The organism is Kitasatospora sp. NPDC058243, assembly GCF_042882025.1.
Taxonomy (GTDB): Bacteria; Actinomycetota; Actinomycetes; order Streptomycetales; family Streptomycetaceae; genus Kitasatospora.
The window spans coordinates 9843-29028 of sequence record NZ_JBHVWW010000070.1; the positions used below are offsets into that span (position 1 = coordinate 9843).

The window sequence follows — 19186 nt, forward strand, 5'->3', positions numbered from 1 at the left end:
CTGATGCGGAGCAGCATCCACGTGATGTGGTGGCTACCTCCCCGGGGGAGGGGGGGGGGGGGGGTCCGCCGCTCCCCCCCCCCCCCCCTCCTCTCCCCCGCTCCCCCGTCCGGTCGGCGCGAACGCCGAACGATCAACCTTGGCCCACACCTGCCGGACGGGTCCAATATCCGGTTCCATAACCTTGGGGCATGGATGTCGACACCCGCCTGCTGCGCAGCTTCGCCGCGGTCTGCGAGGAGGGGCAGCTGACCGCTGCCGCGGCCCGGCTGTTCGTCTCCCAGCCGACGCTCACCAAGCAGATCCGCCAGCTGGAATCGCTGCTCGGGGTCGAGCTGTTCGAGCGGTCGCGGCGCGGCATGGCGCCCACCCCGGCCGGGCGGGCGCTGGCGGACTACGCCGGGGCGATGCTGGCCGGCTGGGAGGACGCGCTGCGGGCCACCCGGGCGGCCGCCGCCGAGCAGGGCTCGGTGCTGCGGGTGGGGTTCGAGGGCGGCATCATCAACCTGATGACCCGCAGCACCGTCGCCGACTTCGCCCGGCGGATGCCCGGCTGGCAGGTGGAGCTGCGGCAGAACAACTGGTTCGACCCGACCTCGGGCCTGGCCACCGGCGAGATCGACCTGACGCTCTGGCACGGCCCGGCGTGGCTGGTCGAGCACTACAACGTCGCCGTGCTCGGCGAGGAGGCGCGGGTCGTGGCGCTGCCGGCCGGGCACCGGCTGGCGGACCGGGCCGAGCTGTCCGTCGAGGACCTGCTGGACGAGCCGTTCGTGGCGATACCGCACGAGGCCGGGCACTGGCGCGAGTACTGGCTGGCGGGCCGGGAGCGGGGCGGGCGTCCGGTGCGGATCGGCGCGGTGGCGCACAACACCGACGAGTGGCTGGCCGCGGTGGTGTGCGGTCAGGGCGTCGGCTTCGCACCGGAGACGATGAGCCGGCTGGCCGTACGGGATGACGTCGCGTACCGGCCGGTGCGGGGGCTCAGCCCGAGCCGGGTCGGGCTGTACTGGCCGAAGGACCGCGAACTCACGCCGGCGATGGCCGCGTTCGTGCGCAGCTGCCGAGTCACGGTCCCCTTCGGCCGGCTGGGAAGGTCGGGTGGGACGGAGCCCCTGGTGGAAACGTCGGGTGAAAACGGAGCCCCGGGTGGGAACACGATCGGTGGAACCGATCTGACGGTCTACACCGCCACGAAGGCCTCGGGGTAGCGGCAGAGCCCGCGCGGAGCGCCGTCGTACGCGGGCAGCGGCAGCGCCTGGAAGTAGGCGTCCGGCACCTCGAACGGCCCGCTGATCTCGTGCCGTCCGGCCGCGCTGAAGCCGAACCGCCCGTAGTACTCCGGGTCGCCGAGGACGACCACGAGCTTCTCCCCTGCCTTCTCGGCCGCCGACAGCGCGGCCCGGACGACGAGTTCGCCGACGCCCTTGCGCTGCCACTCCGGCGCGACGGCGACCGGCGCGAGCGCGAGGCCCGCGCCGTCCTCGCCGACCCGCAGCCGGGTCAGCAGCGCGTGCCCGATCACCAGCCCGGCCTCGTCGACCGCGACCAGCGACAGCCCGGGCAGCCAGGCCGGATCGCGGCGCAGCGCGTCGACCAGGTCCGCCTCGTCCGGGCCGGGGAACGCGGCCATGTGGACGCGTCTGGTCGCCGGGACGTCATCCGGACACTCGACTCTTGTGATCACCTGCATGAGTCAACCCTCCTTGTGTCACACGTCATTGTGGACCGGCCCCGGACGGTGGGTGGACCGTCCGGGGCCGTTGAAGGTTAGCGGATCCGGTGTCAGGCGTCGGACTTCGCGGCGTCCTCGCGCAACTTCGGCTTGGCGTCCACGCCGGCCTCCCGGCGCTGGGCCGGGGTGATCGGGGTCGGGGCGCCGGTCAGCGGGTCACCGCCGGTGGACGTCTTCGGGAAGGCGATGACGTCGCGGATGGTGTCGTACCCGCCGAGCAGGGTGACGATGCGGTCGAGGCCGAAGGCGACGCCACCGTGCGGCGGCGGGCCGTAGTTGAAGGCGTCCAGCAGGAAGCCGAACTGCGAGGCCGCCTCCTCCTCGGAGAGGCCGATCGCGTCGAACGCCCGCTTCTGCACGTCGCGCTGGTGGATACGGATCGAACCGCCGCCCAGCTCCGAGCCGTTGAGGACCAGGTCGTAGGCGTTGGACAGCGCCGAGCCCGGGTCGGTGTCGAAGGTGGCGAGCGACTCGGCGGTCGGGGCGGTGAACGGGTGGTGCACCGCGTGCCAGCCCTGGAACTCGCCCTTGTCGTCCTCGATCGGCTCGAACATCGGGAAGTCGACGACCCAGAGGAAGGCCCACTGCGACGCGTCGATCAGCTCGCAGCGGCGGCCGATCTCCAGACGGGCGGCGCCCAGCAGCTCCTGCGAGGGGCGCTGCTTGCCGGCCGCGAAGAAGATCGCGTCGCCGTTCTTGGCGCCCGCGGCGGCGGCCAGGCCGGCCAGGTGCTCCTCGGACAGGTTCTTGGCGACCGGGCCGCGCAGCTCGCCGGTCTCGGCGTCGATGACGACGTAGGCCAGGCCGCGGGCGCCGCGCGCCTTGGCCCAGTCCTGCCAGGCGTCGAGCGCCTTGCGGGGCTGCGAGGCGCCGCCGGGCATCACCACGGCGCCGACGTACGGGGCCTGGAAGACGCGGAACGCGGTGCCCTTGAAGTACTCGGTGAGGTCGGTGAGTTCCTGTCCGAAGCGGACGTCAGGCTTGTCGGAGCCGTAGCGGGCCATGGCGTCCGCGTAGGTCATCCGGGGCAGCGGGTTGGGGAGCTCGTAGCCGTGCACCTCGCGCCAGATCGAGCCGACGATCTTCTCGCCGAGGGCCAGGATGTCCTCCTGGTCGACGAACGAGGCCTCGATGTCGAGCTGGGTGAACTCCGGCTGCCGGTCGGCGCGGAAGTCCTCGTCGCGGAAGCAGCGGGCGATCTGGTAGTAGCGCTCCATGCCGGCCACCATCAGCAGCTGCTTGAACAGCTGGGGCGACTGCGGCAGCGCGTACCAGTGGCCGGGCTGCAGGCGGACCGGGACGAGGAAGTCGCGGGCGCCCTCGGGGGTGGAGCGGGTGAGGTACGGCGTCTCGATGTCGAGGTAGTCGTTCTCCTCCATCACCCGGCGGATGATGTTGCTCACCTTGGAGCGCAGCCGCAGGCCCTTGGCCGGGCCCTCACGGCGCAGGTCCAGGTAGCGGTAGCGCAGCCGGACCTCCTCGTTGACCGTGCCCGGCTCGTACTCGGCGACCGGGAAGGGCAGCGGGGCGGCCTCGGAGAGGACCTCGATCTCGCTGACGACGACCTCGACCGCGCCGGTCGGGATGTCCGGGTTCTCGTTGCCGTCGGGGCGCACCCGGACGTCGCCGACGACCTTGACGCAGTACTCGGCGCGAAGGCCGTGCACCGAGTCGAGGTCGCGGACCACGATCTGCACGGTGCCGGAGGCGTCGCGCAGATCGATGAAGGCGACACCGCCGTGGTCGCGGCGGCGGGCGACCCAGCCGGCCAGGGTGACGGTGGTGCCTGCGTGCTCCGGGCGGAGCGTGCCCGCGTCGTGCGTGCGGATCACAGCTGCTTCTCCTTCAGGGTGGTGACGAGTGCGTCGAGGGCGACGGGGTTCTGCTCGCCGGTGGTCAGGTCCTTGAGCTGGACGACGCCGTCGGCGAGGTCCCGGTCCCCGGCCACGAGGGCGAAGCGGGCGCCGGACCGGTCGGCGGACTTCATGGCGTTCTTGATGCTCTTGACGCCGAAGGCGAGGTCGGTGGCGACGCCGGCCCGGCGCAGCTCGACCACCTTGGCGAACAGGACGTTCTTGGCCTCCTCGCCGAGCGCGACGGCGTACACGGAGGTCGCGGCGGGCAGGTCGAGGACGATGCCCTCGGCCTCCATCGCCAGGAAGGTGCGGTCCACGCCGAGGGCCCAGCCGACGGACGGCAGCGCCGGGCCGCCGATCATCTCGGACAGGCCGTCGTAGCGGCCGCCGCCGCCGATCGCGGACTGGGCGCCGAGGCCGTTGTGCACGAACTCGAAGGTGGTGCGGGTGTAGTAGTCCAGGCCGCGGACCAGCTTCGGGTCGTCGACGAAGGCCACGCCGTTCGCGGTGAGCAGCTCGCGGACCTTCTCGTCGTACGCCTTGCACTCCTCGCACAGGTAGTCGCGCAGCTTGGGCGCGTCGACCAGCTGGGCCTGCACCGACTCGCGCTTGTCGTCCAGGACGCGCAGCGGGTTGATGTCGGCGCGGCGGCGGGTGTCCTCGTCCAGGTCCAGGCCGGCGAGGAACTCGACCAGGGCGGCGCGGTAGACCGGGCGGCACTGCTTGTCGCCGAGGCTGTTGAGCAGCAGCGAGTAGTCGCGCACGCCCAGCGAGCGGAAGGCGTCGTCGGCGAGGATGATCAGCTCGGCGTCCAGGGCCGGGTCCTCGGCCCCGATCGCCTCGGCGCCGACCTGGGAGAACTGGCGGTAGCGGCCCTTCTGGGCGCGCTCGTAGCGGTAGTACGAGCCGGAGTACCAGAGCTTGACCGGCAGGTTGCCCTGCTTGTGCAGGTTGGCCTGGAGGGCGGCGCGCAGCACCGATGCGGTGCCCTCCGGGCGCAGCGCGAGCTCGTCGCCGCCGCGGGTGGTGAGGTTGTACATCTCCTTGCTGACGATGTCGGTGGACTCGCCGACGCCGCGGGAGAAGAGCTTCACGTCCTCGAAGACCGGGGTCTCGACGTAGCCGTAGCCGGCCCGGCGGGCGGGCGCGGCGATGCGCTCGCGGATCGCCAGGAAGGTCGCGGAGCTGGGGGGCAGCAGGTCGTAGGTGCCCTTGGGGGCGGTGAAGGTGCTCAACTTCTCTTCCGTCACATTCCTCGTCGCGGGAAAGCCTGGGCGCCGGCCGCCCCTGCTGCCTGTCGGAGGTAGGGGTTGGTGGCGCGCTCGTGGCCGATGGTGGTCTGTCCGCCGTGGCCGGAGAGGACCACGGTGGTGTCGTCGAGGGGCAGGCACACCCGGGCCAGCGACCGCATGATCGCCTCGCTGTCCCCGCCCGGGAGGTCGGTACGCCCGATGGAGCCGGCGAACAGCAGGTCGCCCGAGAACAGCACCGGGGGGAGGTCCTCGGCACCGGGCGTCCGGAAGGTCACCGACCCCCCGGTATGGCCCGGGGCGTGGTCCACGGTGAGCTGCAGGCCGGCGAGCTCCAGCACGGCGCCGTCGGTGAGCTCGCGCACGTCGTCGGGCTCGCCGACGGTGAGCTCGCCCATCAGCTGGGTGCCCAGGGCGCGGCCGAGGGCCTTCTCCGGGTCGGACATCATGTACCGGTCCTCGGGGTGGATCCAGGCCGGGACGCCGCGGGCGCCGCAGACCGGGACCACCGAGGCCACGTGGTCGATGTGGCCGTGCGTGAGCACCACGGCGACGGGCTTGAGCCCGTGCTCGCGGACCATCTCCTCGACACCGCGCGCCGCCTGGTGGCCGGGATCGACGATGACGCACTCCTCGCCCGCCGCCGGGGCGACCAGGTAGCAGTTGGTGCCCCAGGCTCCAGCGGGGAATCCGGCGATGAACACGCGCGTCCTTCGTGATGCGGTCGGCAGTGGCGGCTACGGTCGCGGCTGCCGGGTCGGATGCAGCCACCAGTCATGCAGCAAACCAGTGAGGTAAAGGCAGCCTACCGGCGGTGCGGGTGCGGTTGCGAACCAGATAGGGGTGGCGCGCGCGGTTCGCACTGACAGGTTCACCGCGTTCTTACAGGCCCGGTCCCTACACTTGGCCGCCGATGGATGCGATGATCCGCTTCGGTACCCATCCACTTTCCCAGCACATCCGTAGGAGACACGGCCGGTGGTCAGCAGCGAACAGCGGCGGCGGCAGCTCGCCCGAGAGAAGTACGAGCGCCAGATGGAGCGGCGGGTCGCCGCGCGGTCCGCGCGCAGGCGCCGCAACACGATCCTGGGCTCCGCGCTCGCCGTCGTGGTGCTGGCCGGCGGCGGTGCGCTGGTCGGCACCGGGGCGTTCAGCTCGGACAAGGACAAGTCGGCTTCGGCCGCCTCCTCCGCCAAGGCCGCGCCGAGCCAGAGCGCCGAGCCGACCACCCCGACCCGCAAGCCGGTCGAGGGCTGCGCCGATCCGGCGCCGGGCGCGCCGAACGGCAAGCAGTGGCAGGCCGAGCCGGCCATGGCGCTCGACGCGGGCGGCTCGTACACCGCGACGCTGGACACCAACTGCGGCAAAGTGACGCTCGCGCTCGACGCGGCCAAGGCCCCGCACACGGTGAACTCCTTCGTCTTCCTGGCCGGGGAGAAGTACTTCGACCACACCAAGTGCCACCGCCTCACCACCGACGGCATCTTCGTGCTCCAGTGCGGCGACCCGACCGCCAGCGCGACCGTCCCGGGCGGCACCGGCGGCCCCGGGTACAAGTTCGCGGACGAGAACCTGACCGGCGCGACCTACCCGGCGGGCACCGTGGCGATGGCCAACTCCGGCCCGGGCACGAACGGGAGCCAGTTCTTCCTGGTCTACAAGGACACCCAGCTGCCCCCGAACTACACCCCCTTCGGCAAGATCACCGGGGGCCTGGACGCGGTGCAGAAGATCGCCGCCGCGGGCACCCTGGAGGGCGCCCCGGACGGCCACCCGATGGCCGACGTCACCTTCAACTCGGTGACCACGGCAAAGAGTTGACATTTCCCGGGGCCGCCCACAAGGGGCGCCCGAAGCGCCTCGGCGCGGCCCCGGCCCGAAATCGCCCGGCCCGGATGCGGACAGCACCGGGGCCGGTCGCCTATGTTGGCGTTGTATCAGGGTGCCCGTACCCGCCTGGCCGTCACCCTCGGCAGCAAGTCACGGCGGACGGGGACGGCGGACTCATCGGTCCGCCGCACATCAACTGTGGACGACGGACGCGCGCCGCCCCGGCGCGGGCGCGACGTCATGTGGAGGACGCGCTATGAGCAGCGACCCGTGGGGCCGTGTCGACGAGCAGGGCACGGTCTACGTCAGGACGGCCGACGGCGAACGCGTCGTGGGTTCCTGGCAGGCCGGCTCGCCCGAGGAGGCCCTCGCCTACTTCGAGCGCAAGTACCAGGGCATCGAGGTGGAGATCGGCCTGCTGGAGAAGCGGGTGCGCACCACCGACCTGGCCGCCAAGGACGCCCAGGCCGCGCTGGACCACCTGCGCGCCCAGGTGACCGAGGGGCACGCGGTCGGCGACCTGGCCGCCCTGGCCAAGCGGCTGGACACGCTCGCCGGCGAGATCGAGAGCCGGCGCGAGGAGCGCAAGGCCGCTCGCGCCAAGGCCCAGGACGAGACCCGCACCGCCAAGGAGGCGCTGGTCTCCGAGGCCGAGCAGCTCGCCGAGTCCACCCAGTGGCGGGAGGCCGGGGACCGGCTGCGCGCCCTGGTGGACACCTGGAAGGGCCTGCCCCGGCTGGACCGCAAGAGCGACGACGAGCTGTGGCACCGCTTCTCGCACGCCCGCTCGGTCTTCTCCAAGCACCGCAAGGCGCACTTCGCGACCCTGGACGCCGAGCGCGAGCAGGCCCGGCAGACCAAGGAGGCGCTGGTCGCCGAGGCCGAGGCGCTGTCCTCGTCCACCGAGTGGGGCGACACCGCGGCCGCCTACCGCGACCTGATGGCGCGCTGGAAGTCCGCCGGCCGGGCCCAGCGGGACATCGAGGACGAGCTGTGGGCGCGCTTCCGCGGCGCGCAGGACGTCTTCTTCCAGGCCCGTTCCGCGGTGTTCAGCGAGCGGGACGCCGAGCAGGTGGCCAACCAGAAGCTCAAGGAGGCGCTGGCCGTCGAGGCCGAGGCGATCCTGCCGATCACCGACCTGAAGGCCGCCAAGGCGGCGCTGCGCGAGGTCAACGAGCGCTGGGAGGCGATCGGGCACGTGCCGCGCGACGCCCGTCCGAAGCTGGACGGCCGGCTGAACACGGTCGAGCGGGCCATCCGCGAGGCCGAGGACACCGAGTGGAAGCGCTCCAACCCGGAGGCCAAGGCGCGCGCCGCCGGCATGGTCGGCCTGTTCGAGGCGAAGGCCGACAAGATCCGGACGGATCTGGACAAGGCCCGCGCCGCCGGGAACGCCGGCCGGATCGCCAAGCTGGAGAACGAGCTGGCCGGCGTGCAGACCCTGCTGGAGCAGGCGCACCGGAGCCAGGAGGAGTTCAGCGGCTGATCCGCCGAACGCACGAGAGAGGGCCCCGGGATCTCCCGGGGCCCTCTCTCGTGCTCTCGTGCTCGGGGCGCTACTTGCGGGCCGAGGTGACGCGGTAGACGTCGTAGACGCCCTCGACGCCGCGCACGGCCTTGAGCACGTGGCCGAGGTGCTTCGGGTCGCCCATCTCGAAGGTGAAGCGGCTCATCGCGACCCGGTCGCGGGAGGTCTGCACCGCCGCCGACAGGATGTTGACGTGCTGGTCGGAGAGCACCCGGGTGACGTCCGAGAGCAGCCGGGAGCGGTCCAGCGCCTCGACCTGGATGGCCACCAGGAACACCGAGGACTGGGTGGCGGCCCACTCGACGTCGATCATCCGCTCGGGCTGCTGGCTCAGCGACTCGACGTTGACGCAGTCGGCGCGGTGCACCGAGACGCCGTTGCCGCGGGTCACGAAGCCGACGATCGGGTCGCCCGGCACCGGGGTGCAGCAGCGGGACAGCTTGACCCAGACGTCCTCGACGCCCTTGACGATCACGCCCGGGTCGCCCTTGGCCCGGCGGCGCACCGCCCGGCGGTTGTCGTGCGTCGGGGTCGCGGTCTCGGCGAGGTCCTCGGTGGCGCCCTCCTCGCCGCCGAGCGCCTGGACCAGCTTCTGCACGATGTTCTGCGCGGTGACGTGGCCCTCGCCGATCGCGGCGTAGAGCGAGGAGATGTCGGGGTAGCGCATCTCGTGGGCCAGGGTGACCAGCGAGTCGCCGGTCAGGATCCGCTGGATCGGCAGGCCCTGCTTGCGCATCGCCCGGACGATCGCCTCCTTGCCGTGCTCGATCGCCTCCTCGCGGCGCTCCTTGGAGAACCAGGCGCGGATCTTGTTGCGGGCGCGCGGCGACTTGACGAAGCCCAGCCAGTCCCGGGACGGGCCGGCGTTCTCCGCCTTGGAGGTGAACACCTCGACGGCGTCGCCGTTCTCCAGCGTCGACTCCAGCGGCACCAGCCGCCCGTTGACCCGGGCCCCTATCGTCCGGTAGCCCACCTCGGTGTGCACCGCGAAGGCGAAGTCGACCGGGGTCGCGCCGGCCGGCAGGGCTATCACGTCGCCCTTGGGCGTGAAGACGAAGACCTCGTTGCTGGCCAGGTCGAAGCGCAGCGACTCCAGGAACTCGCTCGGGTCGGCGGTCTCCTTCTGCCAGTCCAGCAGCTGCCGCAGCCAGGCCATCTCGTTGACGGCGCCGGCCTTGTCGTCCTTGCGGACCTGGGTCGGGGTGTCGGTGCGGACCTTGGACGCGCCGGCCACCGCGCGCTGCTTGTACTTCCAGTGCGCCGCGATGCCGTACTCGGCCCGGCGGTGCATGTCGAAGGTGCGGATCTGGAGTTCGACGGGCTTGCCGCCGGGGCCGATCACCGTCGTGTGCAGCGACTGGTACATGTTGAACTTGGGCATCGCGATGTAGTCCTTGAACCGCCCCGGCACCGGGTTCCACCGCGCGTGGATGGTGCCCAGCGCCGCGTAGCAGTCGCGGACGGTGTCGACCAGGACCCGGATGCCCACCAGGTCGTAGATCTCCGCGAAGTCCCGGCCCCGGACGATCATCTTCTGGTAGACCGAGTAGTAGTGCTTCGGCCGGCCGGTGACGGAGGCGGTGATCCGGGCGCCGCGCAGGTCCCCCTGGACCTGGTCGATGACGGTCGCCAGGTACTCGTCCCGCTTGGGGGCGCGCTCGGCGACCAGCCGGACGATCTCGTCGTACATCTTGGGGTAGAGGATCGCGAAGGCGAGGTCCTCCAGCTCCCACTTGATGGTGTTCATGCCCAGCCGGTGCGCCAGCGGGGCGTAGATCTCCAGCGTCTCGCGGGCCTTCTTCTCCTGCTTCTCCCGCTTGAGGTAGCGCATCGTGCGCATGTTGTGCAGGCGGTCGGCCAGCTTGATCACCAGGACCCGCGGGTCCTTGGCCATCGCGACGACCATCTTGCGGACGGTCTCGGCCTGCGCGGCCTCGCCGAACTTGACCCGGTCCAGCTTGGTGACGCCGTCCACCAGCAGCGCCACCGAGTCGCCGAAGTCCTTGCGCAGGGTCTCCAGGCCGTAGTCGGTGTCCTCGACGGTGTCGTGCAGCAGCCCGGCCATCAGGGTCGCGGCGTCCATCCCCAGCTCGGCCAGGATGGTGGCCACCGCCAGCGGGTGGGTGATGTACGGGTCGCCGCTCTTGCGCTTCTGCCCGCGGTGCCACTTTTCAGCGACGGCGTAGGCCCGCTCGATGTCCCGCAGCAGCGCCGGGTCGGCCTTCGGGTCGTTCGCCCGGATCGACCGGAACAGCGGCTCCAGCACGGGGTTGAGCACGCTGGAGCGCTGGCCGCCGAGGCGGGCCAGGCGGGCGCGCATGCCACCCGAGGAGGAGCCGCGCCCGGTGGGGGCGGTCGGTCGCGAGGAGGTCGGCGCCGGGCGTGCCGGGGTGGCCCCCGAGGGCGTGGGACGGTTGTCGGGGGCGGCCGCTTCGGCCGTGGGCACAACCTCGTCGGGCAAGGACTCTCCTCGGGGCACCGGGGCCGACCCCTGCCGCGGCCCGTACGGTCGGACGCAACCGGGAGGGGGTGAATCTTCATGGTACCGAGCCGGGCGCCCCGGCGTTCATCCACCCGGGCCGGAAACGGAAGGGCGGCGGTCGGATGATCCGACCGCCGCCCTTCACTCAGGTCCCTCAGACCGTGACCAGCGTCTCCAGCGGGGCGCCGTTCAGGTGCCCGGCCAGCCGTTCCCGGCCGTCCAGGAAGCCCAGCTCCATCAGCACCACGATGCCCACCAGCTCGGCGCCGGCCTCCTTCACCAGGTCCAGCGAGGCGCCGATGGTGCCACCGGTGGCCAGCACGTCGTCCACCACCAGCACCCGCTCACCGGGCGCGAAGGCGTCGCACTGCACCTCCAGCGTCGCCGAGCCGTACTCCAGCTCGTACGAGCGCCGGAACACCTCGCCGGGCAGCTTGCCCTGCTTGCGGATCGGCACGAAGCCGAGCCCGGCCGCGAAGGCCGCCGGAGCCGCCAGCACGAAGCCGCGCGCCTCCAGGCCCACCACCTTGGTCGCCCCGAGCTCCCGCGCCCGGTCCGCCAGCGCCCTGGTGAGGGCGCCGAAGGCCTCGGCGTCGGCCAGCAGCGGCGCGATGTCCTTGAACAGCACACCCGGCTTCGGGTAGTCCGGGACGTCCCGGATCCGGCTGTTCAACAGCTCGGCCAGTGCGGTGTCGGCGGTGGTCACGGCGTGTCCTTACGGTCGGGTCGGTTCAGCGCTTGGTGGACGGACGGCCCTTGGCACGCGTGGTGCCGGCCGCCCGGCCGCGCTGACCGACCATACCCGCAGGCAGGTCCTCGTCCGCGATCTCCTCGTCCGCCGGCACCTCGCCCGCGGCCTTGGCAGCGGCCGCGGCCCGGTGCTGCAGGACCCGCTTGCGCAGCGCCTTCATCTCCGGCTGCTCCTCCTTGAGCTGCGCCAGCAGCGGGGTGGCGACGCAGATCGACGAGTAGGCACCGGCCGCGAGGCCGATGAACAGCGCCAGCGAGATGTCGTTCAGCGTGCCGGCGCCCAGGAGGCCGCCACCGATGAACAGCAGCGCGGCGACCGGGAGCAGGGCGACCACGGTGGTGTTGAGCGAACGCACCAGGGTCTGGTTGAGGCCCGCGTTGGCCGCCTCGCTGTAGGTGAGCTTGTTCTGCTTGGTGAGGTCCTTGGTGTTCTCCTTCACGGTGTCGAAGACGACGACCGTGTCGTAGAGCGAGTACCCGAGGATGGTCAGGAAGCCGATCACCGTACCGGGGGTGACCTCGAAGCCCACCAGGGCGTACACGCCGATGGTGATCAGGAGGTCGTGGATGAGGGCGACCAGGGCCGCCACCGCCATCCGCCACTCGAAGGCGATCGCCAGGTAGACCGTCACCAGGACCATGAAGATGATCAGGCCGGTGAGCGCCTTCGAGGAGATCTGCTTGCCCCAGCTGGGGCCGATCACCTGGGCCTCGACGGTGTCCAGCGGCACGGCCAGCTTCTCGGAGAGCTGAGCGCGGATCTCGTCCGAGCTCTTCGGCTCCTCGGTGCTGACCTGGATGCGGATCTTGCCGTTGTCGGTCGACTGCACCAGCGGGTGCGAGGAGACGATCTGGTCGGACGTCTCCTGCGCCTGCGAGACGGTCAGCCCCGGCTTGGTCACGGTGTAGACCGAGCCGCCCTTGAACTCGATGCCCAGGTGCAGGCCCATCGCCAGGCCGATCGCCGCGATCAGCACGATCACGCCGGAGATGGAGTACCAGAGCTTACGGCGCCCGACGAAGTCGAAGCTGACCTCGCCCTGGTAGAGCCGGTGTCCCAGATTGGAGAAGCGTGACACGGTGTCAGGCCTCCTTCACGGCGGCAGAGGAGGGGCTACGGCGACGGCTGCTGCGCAGCGGCGGGCGGGCGCCCAGCCGCTTCGGGTCCAGGCCAGACCACGGGTGACCGTTGGCGAAGAACTTGCGCCGGGCCAGCAGCGTGATCACCGGCTTGGTGAAGAGGAAGATCACCACGACGTCCAGCGCGGTGGTCAGCCCCAGGGTGAACGCGAAGCCCTGGACCTTGCCGACCGAGACCACGTAGAGCACGGCGGCACAGAGGAAGGACACGAAGTCCGACACCAGGATGGTGCGCCGGGCGCGCGGCCAGGCCCGCTGGACCGCCGGGCGCAGCGGGGCGCCCTCGCGGACCTCGTCGCGGATGCGCTCGAAGTAGACGATGAAGGAGTCGGCGGTGATGCCGATCGCGACGATCGCACCGCAGACCGCGGGCAGGTTCAGCGCGAAGCCGATCCCGGCGCCGAGCAGGCTCATGATCGAGTAGGTCAGGGCCGCCGAGACGAGCAGACCGGCGATCGAGACCAGGCCGAGGCCGCGGTAGTACACCAGCGAGTAGAGCACCACCAGCAGCATGCCGATCGCGCCGGCGACCAGACCGGCCATGAGCTGGTCACCGCCGAGCGCCGGGGAGACGGTGGTGATCTCGCCCTTGCTGAATTCCAGCGGCAGGGCGCCGTAGCCCAGCACGTTGGACAGGTCCTGCGCCTCGGCCTGGCTGAAGCGGCCGGTGATCACGGCGCTGCCGCCGGGAATCACGTTCTTGACCTCGGGGTGCGAGACGACCTGGTTGTCCAGCACGATCGCGAACTGGTTGTTCGGCGGGGCCTGGGTGGCGAGCTGGCCGGTGACCTTGGTGAAGGCGTCGGTGCCGGCGCCGTTGAACTGGAGCTGGACCTGCCAGCCGGCACCCGTCTGGTTGTCGAGGCCCGGCTGGGCCTTGGAGACGTCCGAGCCCTTCACGGCGACGGGGCCGAGGGCGAGCTTCTCGTAGTAGCCGTTCTCGGCCTTCTGCGAGCAGGCGACGACGGCCTTGTCCTCTGCGCCGGTCTGGGTCCCGCGGACCTCCGGCTTGGTGCAGTCGAGGGCGGTGAAGGCCGCAGCCAGCTCCGGCGGCACGGTGCCCTGGGTCATCGCGGCGCTGACGTCCGCGGCGCTGGGCGGGGTGGCGGGCGCGGACGGCGTGGTGGCGGCGCTCGGGGCGGTGCTCGCGCCCGTGGCGGCGGCGCTCGGGCTGGCGTCGGCGGCCAGCGCCTCACCGGCCGGGCGGCCCTGCTTGGTGCCGCTCGCGCTGGGTGTGCCGGTGGCGCTCGCGCCGGCCGAGGCGGTGGAGCCGGCGGACGGGGCCGCGCTCGGGGTGCCGGTGGCCGAGGGGGAGCCGGTGGGCGCCGGCGGCGTGAAGCCGCTGGGCGCCACCGCGAGGACCGGGCGGAAGAACAGCTTGGCGGTGGTACCCACCTGGTCCGCCGCGTTCTGCTGGTTGCCGCCCTTGGGGATGTTCACGATGATCGTGTTGTCGCCCTGGGTCTGCACCTCCGCCTCGGAGACACCCATGCCGTTGACGCGGCGCTCGATGATCCCGGTGGCGATGTCCATGTTGGACTTGCTGATCGCCTTGGGGTCGGTCGACTTCGCGGTCAGCGTGATACTGGTGCCACCGGCGAGGTCGATTCCGAGCCGGGGCTTGGTGTGGCCCGTCCCGAACATGAGGGCGACCAGTCCGACGGTGACGACCAGGATGAGGGCCAGCGCCCGCCCTGGGTAGCCGTCGCGCGGGCGCGACTTGGGTGTTGCCACCTTGCTCGTTTCTCCCTGTCCATGCCACTCCCCCAACCGGACCCCCGTCCGGCTTGTGGCGGGACGGGGGCATGGCGGTTCTGCGGCCCTGAGGTCCTGTGGGCTCGCGGCACTGGGCCGCGCGGCCGGGCTGGTGCCCGACCGTACTACTTGCTCGCGGGAGCCCCGCCCTCGACGTCGCCCTTGGCGCCGCCGTCCTTGGTGAGCGTCAGCGGCTTGTCCTCGACCGGCTCGGCGTCGGCGTCCTCGGCCTCCGGCTCGGCCAGCTCGTCATCGGCGGGGCGACCGTTGATGATCGCGTCGTACTCCTGGGGCTCCAGGACAGCGGCGATCGCGCTCTTGGTGAAGTGGGTGACCACGCCGGGCGCGATCTCCAGCTCGATGGTCTCCTCGTTGATCGCCTTCACCGTGGCGTACAGGCCGCCGATGGTGCGCACCCCCGCCCCTGGCTCCAGCGAGGTCTGCATCTGCTGCATCTGCGACTGGCGCTTCTTCTGCGACCGGAACATGAGCACGATCGCGATGATCGGGAGGAGAAGGATGATGAAGTTCACTGCAGCCAGGGTCCTTTACGGGCCGCCGACCGGCGGCCTGTGTGGTATTGGTCGGCCCGTCAGGTGAGCGGGGCGGTCCGGCGGAGTCTAGGCGACCCCGAACTGATCGGACAACGCCAAGCATCGCATCCTGCCGCCGAAAGTGGCGACCCTCCGCCTGCACAGTTTCCCCGGACTTCGCCCCCGGCTCGCACCCGGGCCACTCACCGGGGCGGTGCATCGGACGCCTCCCGGGAACCGTCGGGCGGCGATCACCCGTTCAGCCCTCGTCGGCCCGGAAGAGTTCGGATTGCGCGGGCACGGCGCCCCGGGTGGTCTGGATCGGCGGGGTCAGCCCGAGGTGCTGCCAGGCCGCCGCGGTGGCGATCCGGCCGCGCGGGGTCCGGGCGAGCAGGCCCTCGCGGACCAGGAAGGGCTCCGCCACCTCCTCGACCGTCTCGGACTCCTCCCCCACCGCGACCGCAAGAGTCGACAAACCGACCGGTCCGCCGCCGAACAGCCGCAGCAGCGCGGTCAGCACCGCGCGGTCCAGCCGGTCCAGACCGCGGGCGTCCACCTCGTAGACGTCCAGCGCCCGGGCGGCGATCTCGACGGTGACCTGGCCGTCGTGCCGCACCTGCGCGAAGTCGCGGACCCGGCGCAGCAGCCGGTTGGCGATGCGCGGCGTCCCCCGCGAGCGGCCGGCGATCTCGGCGGCGCCGGCCGGGTCGATCTCCACGTCCAGCAGGGTGGCCGAGCGGCGCACCACCCGTTCGAGCTCGGCCGGGGCGTAGAACTCCATGTGCCCGGTGAAGCCGAAGCGGTCGCGCAGCGGGGGCGGCAGCAGGCCGGCCCGGGTGGTGGCGCCGACCAGGGTGAAGGGCGGCAGTTCCAGCGGGATGGCGGTGGCGCCCGGGCCCTTGCCGACGATCACGTCGACCCGGAAGTCCTCCATCGCCATGTAGAGCATCTCCTCGGCCGGACGGGACATCCGGTGGATCTCGTCGAGGAAGAGCACCTCGCCCTCGGCGAGCGAGGAGAGGATCGCCGCGAGGTCCCCCGCGTGCTGGATCGCCGGGCCGGAGGTGATCCGGATCGGGGCGCCCAGCTCGGCGGCGATGATCATGGACAGGGTGGTCTTGCCCAGCCCGGGCGGCCCGCTGAGCAGCACGTGGTCGGGCGCGCTGCCGCGCTTTCGGGCCGCCTGGAGCACCAGGGACAGCTGCTCGCGCACCCGCTCCTGACCGATGAACTCGTCCAGCAGCTTGGGGCGCAGCGCCGCCTCGACCGCCTGGTCCTCCCCGTCGGCGGCGGCCGTCACCAGCCGGTCGCCCGGGTCCGAGTCGTACGGACTCATCAGCACATGCTCCAAAGTCGACAAGAGGACAGATCGCCAGATGGCTTTAGCGGGATCGGTTGAGGCCGCGCAGGGCGAGCCGGAGCAGTGCGCCGACGTCCGGCGTCTGCTGGGCCTCCGCCTCGGGGGTGACGGCCACGACCGCCTCGTCCGCCTCGCGCGGAGCGTAGCCGAGACCGGTCAGCGCCGAGTGCAGCTGCTCGCTCCAGGGGGCCGGACCGCTCGCGATCGGCTTCTGCGCCGGCACCGCGCCGTGCGGGGCGCCCAGCTTGTCCTTGTACTCCAGCAGCAGCTTGGCGGCCTTCGCCTTCCCGATGCCGGGCACGGCCACCAGCGCCTTCTCGTCGCCGCCGGCCACCGCGGCCCGCAGCGCGTCGGGGCTGTGCACCCCGAGGATCGCCTGCGCCAGCTTCGGGCCGACGCCCGGCGCGGCCTGGAGGATCTCGAAGACGGCGCGCTCGTCGTCGTCCGCGAAGCCGAACAGGGTCAGCGAGTCCTCCCGGACCACCAGCGAGGTCGCGAGCCGGGCGGGCTCACCCAGCCGGAGCCCGGCCAGCGTGTTCGGCGTGCACTGCACGGCCATGCCGACCCCGCCGACCTCGACCACGGCGAGTCCGGAGGAGATGGCTGCCACGGGCCCTTGCACGAAGGCGATCACCGGCTGCTTCCTTTCAGGGGGGTGGCGCGGGCCGCCCGTACCGCGGCTTCCAGGCGGTTGACCGCCCCGCCGCGCCAGATGTGGCAGATGGCCAGCGCCAGCGCGTCGGCGGCGTCGGCGGGCTTGGGCGGGGCGTCCAGCCGCAGCAGGCGCTGCACCATGGCCGTGACCTGCGCCTTGTCGGCCCGGCCGGAGCCGGTGACGGCGGCCTTGACCTCGCTCGGGGTGTGCAGGGTGACCGGGATGCCGCGCCGGGTGGCGCAGAGCATCGCGACCGCGCTGGCCTGGGCGGTGCCCATCACCGTCCGGACGTTGTGCTGGGCGAACACCCGCTCGACGGCGACCAGCTCCGGCTCGTGCTCGTCGAGCCAGGCCTCCATGCCCTGCTCCACCAGCAGCAGCCGCCGCCCGATCTCCTCCTCGGCGGGGGTGCGCACCACACCGACCCCGACCATCCGCAGCGGCCGCCCCGGCGCACCCTCGACCACGCCGATCCCGCACCTGGTCAGCCCCGGGTCCACGCCCAGTACCCGTACCACAGCCCCGCCTCTCGTTGATCGCCGCCCGCCTCCGGGCGCTCCGGCCCGGGCAGGCCCTCCGGCCCACGGCGGGCGACCTGCGAAGGCTACCGTCCGGGTCCGACAGCGCCCGCAAAGACACCGGCCCGGCGGTCGGGAGACCCCCGGGCCGGGGAGTGAGAACGATCACTCGGCGTCGAGCTGCGCACCGACCTCGTCGGAGATGTCGAAGTTGGCGAAGACGTTCTGCACGTCGTCGCTGTCCTCCAGCACGTCGATCAGCTTGAGGATCTTGCGGGCGCCGTCGACGTCCAGCTCGACCTGCATGCTCGGGAGGAAGTTGGCCTCGGCCGAGTCGTAGTCGACACCGGCGTCCACCAGCGCGGTGCGCACGGCGACCATCTTGGTGGCCTCGGAGACGATCTCGAACGCGTCGCCGAGGTCGTTGATCTCCTCGGGCTCCTGGTCGAGGACGACCTCGAAGAGCTTGTCCTCGTCCACGCCGTCAGCCTTGGGGACGATCACGACGCCCTTGCGGGTGAACAGGTACGACACCGAGCCCGGGTCTGCCATCGAGCCGCCGTTGCGGGTCATCGCGACGCGCACGTCGGAGGCGGCGCGGTTGCGGTTGTCGGTGAGGCACTCGATCAGGACGGCGACGCCGTTCGGGCCGTAGCCCTCGTACATGATCGTCTGGTAGTCGGCGCCGCCGGCCTCCAGACCGCCACCGCGCTTGACGGCGCGGTTGATGTTGTCGATCGGGACCGAGCTCTTCTTCGCCTTCTGGATGGCGTCGTAGAGGGTCGGGTTGCCGGCCGGGTCGGAACCGCCGGTGCGCGCCGCCACCTCGATGTTCTTGATCATCTTGGCGAAGAGCTTGCCGCGCTTGGCGTCGATCACGGCCTTCTTGTGCTTGGTGGTAGCCCACTTAGAGTGGCCGGACATTCGCCAGCTCCTTTACGTCGCCAAAGGGAAATGAAACAGATGAGATCTTACCGGTGTCGTCACCGGAAAGGCGCACACGGTCAGCGCCGTCCCAGGTGCTCCTCGACCATCGCGACGAAGTAGGCGTGCACCCGGTGGTCGCCGGTGAGCTCCGGGTGGAAGGAGGTCGCCAGCAGGTTGCCCTGGCGCACGGCCACGATCCGGCTCTCCGGACCGTCCGCGGCGGGCAGCTCGGCCAGCACCTCGACACCCGCGCCGACGCCCTCGACCCAGGGGGCCCGGATGAAGACGCCGTGCACCGGCGCGTCGCCCAGGCCCTCGAAGGCGACACCGGACTCGAAGGACTCGTTCTGGCGGCCGAAGGCGTTGCGGCGCACGGTCATGTCGATGCCGCCGACGGTCTCCTGGTCGTCCCGGCCGTCCAGGATCTTGTCGGCCAGCATGATCATGCCCGCGCAGGTGCCGTACACCGGCATCCCGGCGGCGACCCGCTCGCGCAGCGGGTCCATCACGCCGAACAGCAGCGCCAGCTTGGACATGGTGGTGGACTCCCCCCCGGGGATCACCAGCGCGTCGACCTCGGCCAGCTCCTCGGCACGGCGCACCGGACGGGCGAGCGCGTCGGCCTCGGCCAGCGCGACCAGGTGCTCGCGGACGTCACCCTGGAGGGCGAGGACGCCGATGACTGGAGTGCTCACGGTCTTCAACCTCGTTCGATCGTTCTACGGATGTACGTGACGCGGCCCGCCTCGCGCCCAAGCGCCGCGGCGGGCCCGCACAAGGGGCGACCCCCCACCGCGGTTGGCGTCCCCCCCTGTCTCCCGCCAGGTGTCTCAATTTGTGCCCACCCCCGCCCCCCCCAAGTTCCGC

The 19186-nt window shown here is 71.7% G+C and carries 17 protein-coding genes; 3 read left to right on the forward strand and 14 right to left on the reverse strand.

Features of this window, described 5'->3' with window-relative positions; all coding sequences use genetic code 11:
• Positions 1 to 191 precede the first annotated feature (191 nt).
• Positions 192 to 1211 (forward strand): LysR family transcriptional regulator, encoded by a 1020-nt coding sequence (locus ACFVX9_RS32705; protein WP_380486010.1) that lies wholly within the window; start codon positions 192 to 194, stop codon positions 1209 to 1211.
• Here ACFVX9_RS32705 and ACFVX9_RS32710 read toward each other — a convergent pair.
• The 4 genes from ACFVX9_RS32710 to ACFVX9_RS32725 form a co-directional block, all read right to left on the reverse strand.
• Positions 1184 to 1693, reverse strand: a complete 510-nt coding sequence (locus ACFVX9_RS32710) for a GNAT family N-acetyltransferase (RefSeq protein ID WP_380377196.1) — start codon at positions 1691 to 1693, stop codon at positions 1184 to 1186. The two genes, ACFVX9_RS32705 and ACFVX9_RS32710, sit on opposite strands and share 28 nt — an antisense overlap.
• Before the next feature lie 92 nt (positions 1694 to 1785).
• Positions 1786 to 3567, reverse strand: coding sequence for an aspartate--tRNA ligase (gene aspS, locus ACFVX9_RS32715; protein ID WP_063346797.1), 1782 nt, complete (start codon positions 3565 to 3567; stop codon positions 1786 to 1788).
• On the reverse strand, positions 3564 to 4826 hold the full coding sequence (hisS, locus tag ACFVX9_RS32720; RefSeq protein ID WP_063346798.1) for a histidine--tRNA ligase: 1263 nt from the start codon (positions 4824 to 4826) through the stop codon (positions 3564 to 3566). Before hisS ends, aspS begins: the two co-directional genes overlap by 4 nt.
• 11 nt (positions 4827 to 4837) lie before the next feature.
• Positions 4838 to 5545 (reverse strand): MBL fold metallo-hydrolase, encoded by a 708-nt coding sequence (locus tag ACFVX9_RS32725; RefSeq protein WP_063346799.1) that lies wholly within the window; start codon positions 5543 to 5545, stop codon positions 4838 to 4840.
• A gap of 274 nt (positions 5546 to 5819) precedes the next feature.
• On the opposite strand from ACFVX9_RS32725, the gene ACFVX9_RS32730 reads away from it, so the two are divergent.
• Together ACFVX9_RS32730 and ACFVX9_RS32735 are read left to right on the forward strand one after the other, a co-directional pair.
• The gene (locus ACFVX9_RS32730; protein ID WP_380377200.1) at positions 5820 to 6662 is read left to right on the forward strand and encodes a peptidylprolyl isomerase; all 843 of its coding nucleotides are present in this window, start codon (positions 5820 to 5822) and stop codon (positions 6660 to 6662) included.
• 265 nt (positions 6663 to 6927) lie between these two features.
• Positions 6928 to 8157, forward strand: coding sequence for a DUF349 domain-containing protein (locus tag ACFVX9_RS32735; protein ID WP_380377201.1), 1230 nt, complete (start codon positions 6928 to 6930; stop codon positions 8155 to 8157).
• Between the two features lie 70 nt (positions 8158 to 8227).
• Here ACFVX9_RS32735 and ACFVX9_RS32740 read toward each other — a convergent pair whose 3' ends face one another.
• The 10 genes from ACFVX9_RS32740 to pdxT all read right to left on the reverse strand — a co-directional run bounded on the left by ACFVX9_RS32740 (position 8228) and on the right by pdxT (position 19014).
• Positions 8228 to 10660 (reverse strand): RelA/SpoT family protein, encoded by a 2433-nt coding sequence (locus tag ACFVX9_RS32740; RefSeq protein WP_380377203.1) that lies wholly within the window; start codon positions 10658 to 10660, stop codon positions 8228 to 8230.
• A gap of 175 nt (positions 10661 to 10835) precedes the next feature.
• Positions 10836 to 11387, reverse strand: coding sequence for an adenine phosphoribosyltransferase (locus ACFVX9_RS32745; protein WP_380377205.1), 552 nt, complete (start codon positions 11385 to 11387; stop codon positions 10836 to 10838).
• Positions 11388 to 11412: 25 nt separating this feature from the next.
• The gene (gene secF / locus ACFVX9_RS32750; RefSeq protein ID WP_380377207.1) at positions 11413 to 12510 is read right to left on the reverse strand and encodes a protein translocase subunit SecF; all 1098 of its coding nucleotides are present in this window, start codon (positions 12508 to 12510) and stop codon (positions 11413 to 11415) included.
• Between the two features lie 4 nt (positions 12511 to 12514).
• A complete protein-coding gene (gene secD, locus ACFVX9_RS32755) occupies positions 12515 to 14305 on the reverse strand; it encodes a protein translocase subunit SecD (protein WP_380377209.1) in 1791 nt (596 codons plus the stop codon).
• Between the two features lie 146 nt (positions 14306 to 14451).
• Positions 14452 to 14859, reverse strand: a complete 408-nt coding sequence (yajC, locus tag ACFVX9_RS32760) for a preprotein translocase subunit YajC (RefSeq protein ID WP_380377211.1) — start codon at positions 14857 to 14859, stop codon at positions 14452 to 14454.
• 259 nt (positions 14860 to 15118) lie between these two features.
• Positions 15119 to 16195, reverse strand: a complete 1077-nt coding sequence (ruvB, locus tag ACFVX9_RS32765) for a Holliday junction branch migration DNA helicase RuvB (RefSeq protein WP_063346807.1) — start codon at positions 16193 to 16195, stop codon at positions 15119 to 15121.
• Positions 16196 to 16241: 46 nt separating this feature from the next.
• Positions 16242 to 16853, reverse strand: a complete 612-nt coding sequence (ruvA, locus tag ACFVX9_RS32770) for a Holliday junction branch migration protein RuvA (protein ID WP_063346808.1) — start codon at positions 16851 to 16853, stop codon at positions 16242 to 16244.
• The gene (gene ruvC / locus ACFVX9_RS32775) at positions 16850 to 17392 is read right to left on the reverse strand and encodes a crossover junction endodeoxyribonuclease RuvC (RefSeq protein WP_380486020.1); all 543 of its coding nucleotides are present in this window, start codon (positions 17390 to 17392) and stop codon (positions 16850 to 16852) included. Before ruvC ends, ruvA begins: the two co-directional genes overlap by 4 nt.
• 165 nt (positions 17393 to 17557) lie before the next feature.
• Positions 17558 to 18316, reverse strand: coding sequence for a YebC/PmpR family DNA-binding transcriptional regulator (locus tag ACFVX9_RS32780; RefSeq protein WP_063346810.1), 759 nt, complete (start codon positions 18314 to 18316; stop codon positions 17558 to 17560).
• Positions 18317 to 18396: 80 nt separating this feature from the next.
• Complete coding sequence (pdxT, locus tag ACFVX9_RS32785; protein ID WP_063350971.1) at positions 18397 to 19014, reverse strand: pyridoxal 5'-phosphate synthase glutaminase subunit PdxT; 618 nt, start codon at positions 19012 to 19014, stop codon at positions 18397 to 18399.
• Positions 19015 to 19186: the final 172 nt, after the last annotated feature.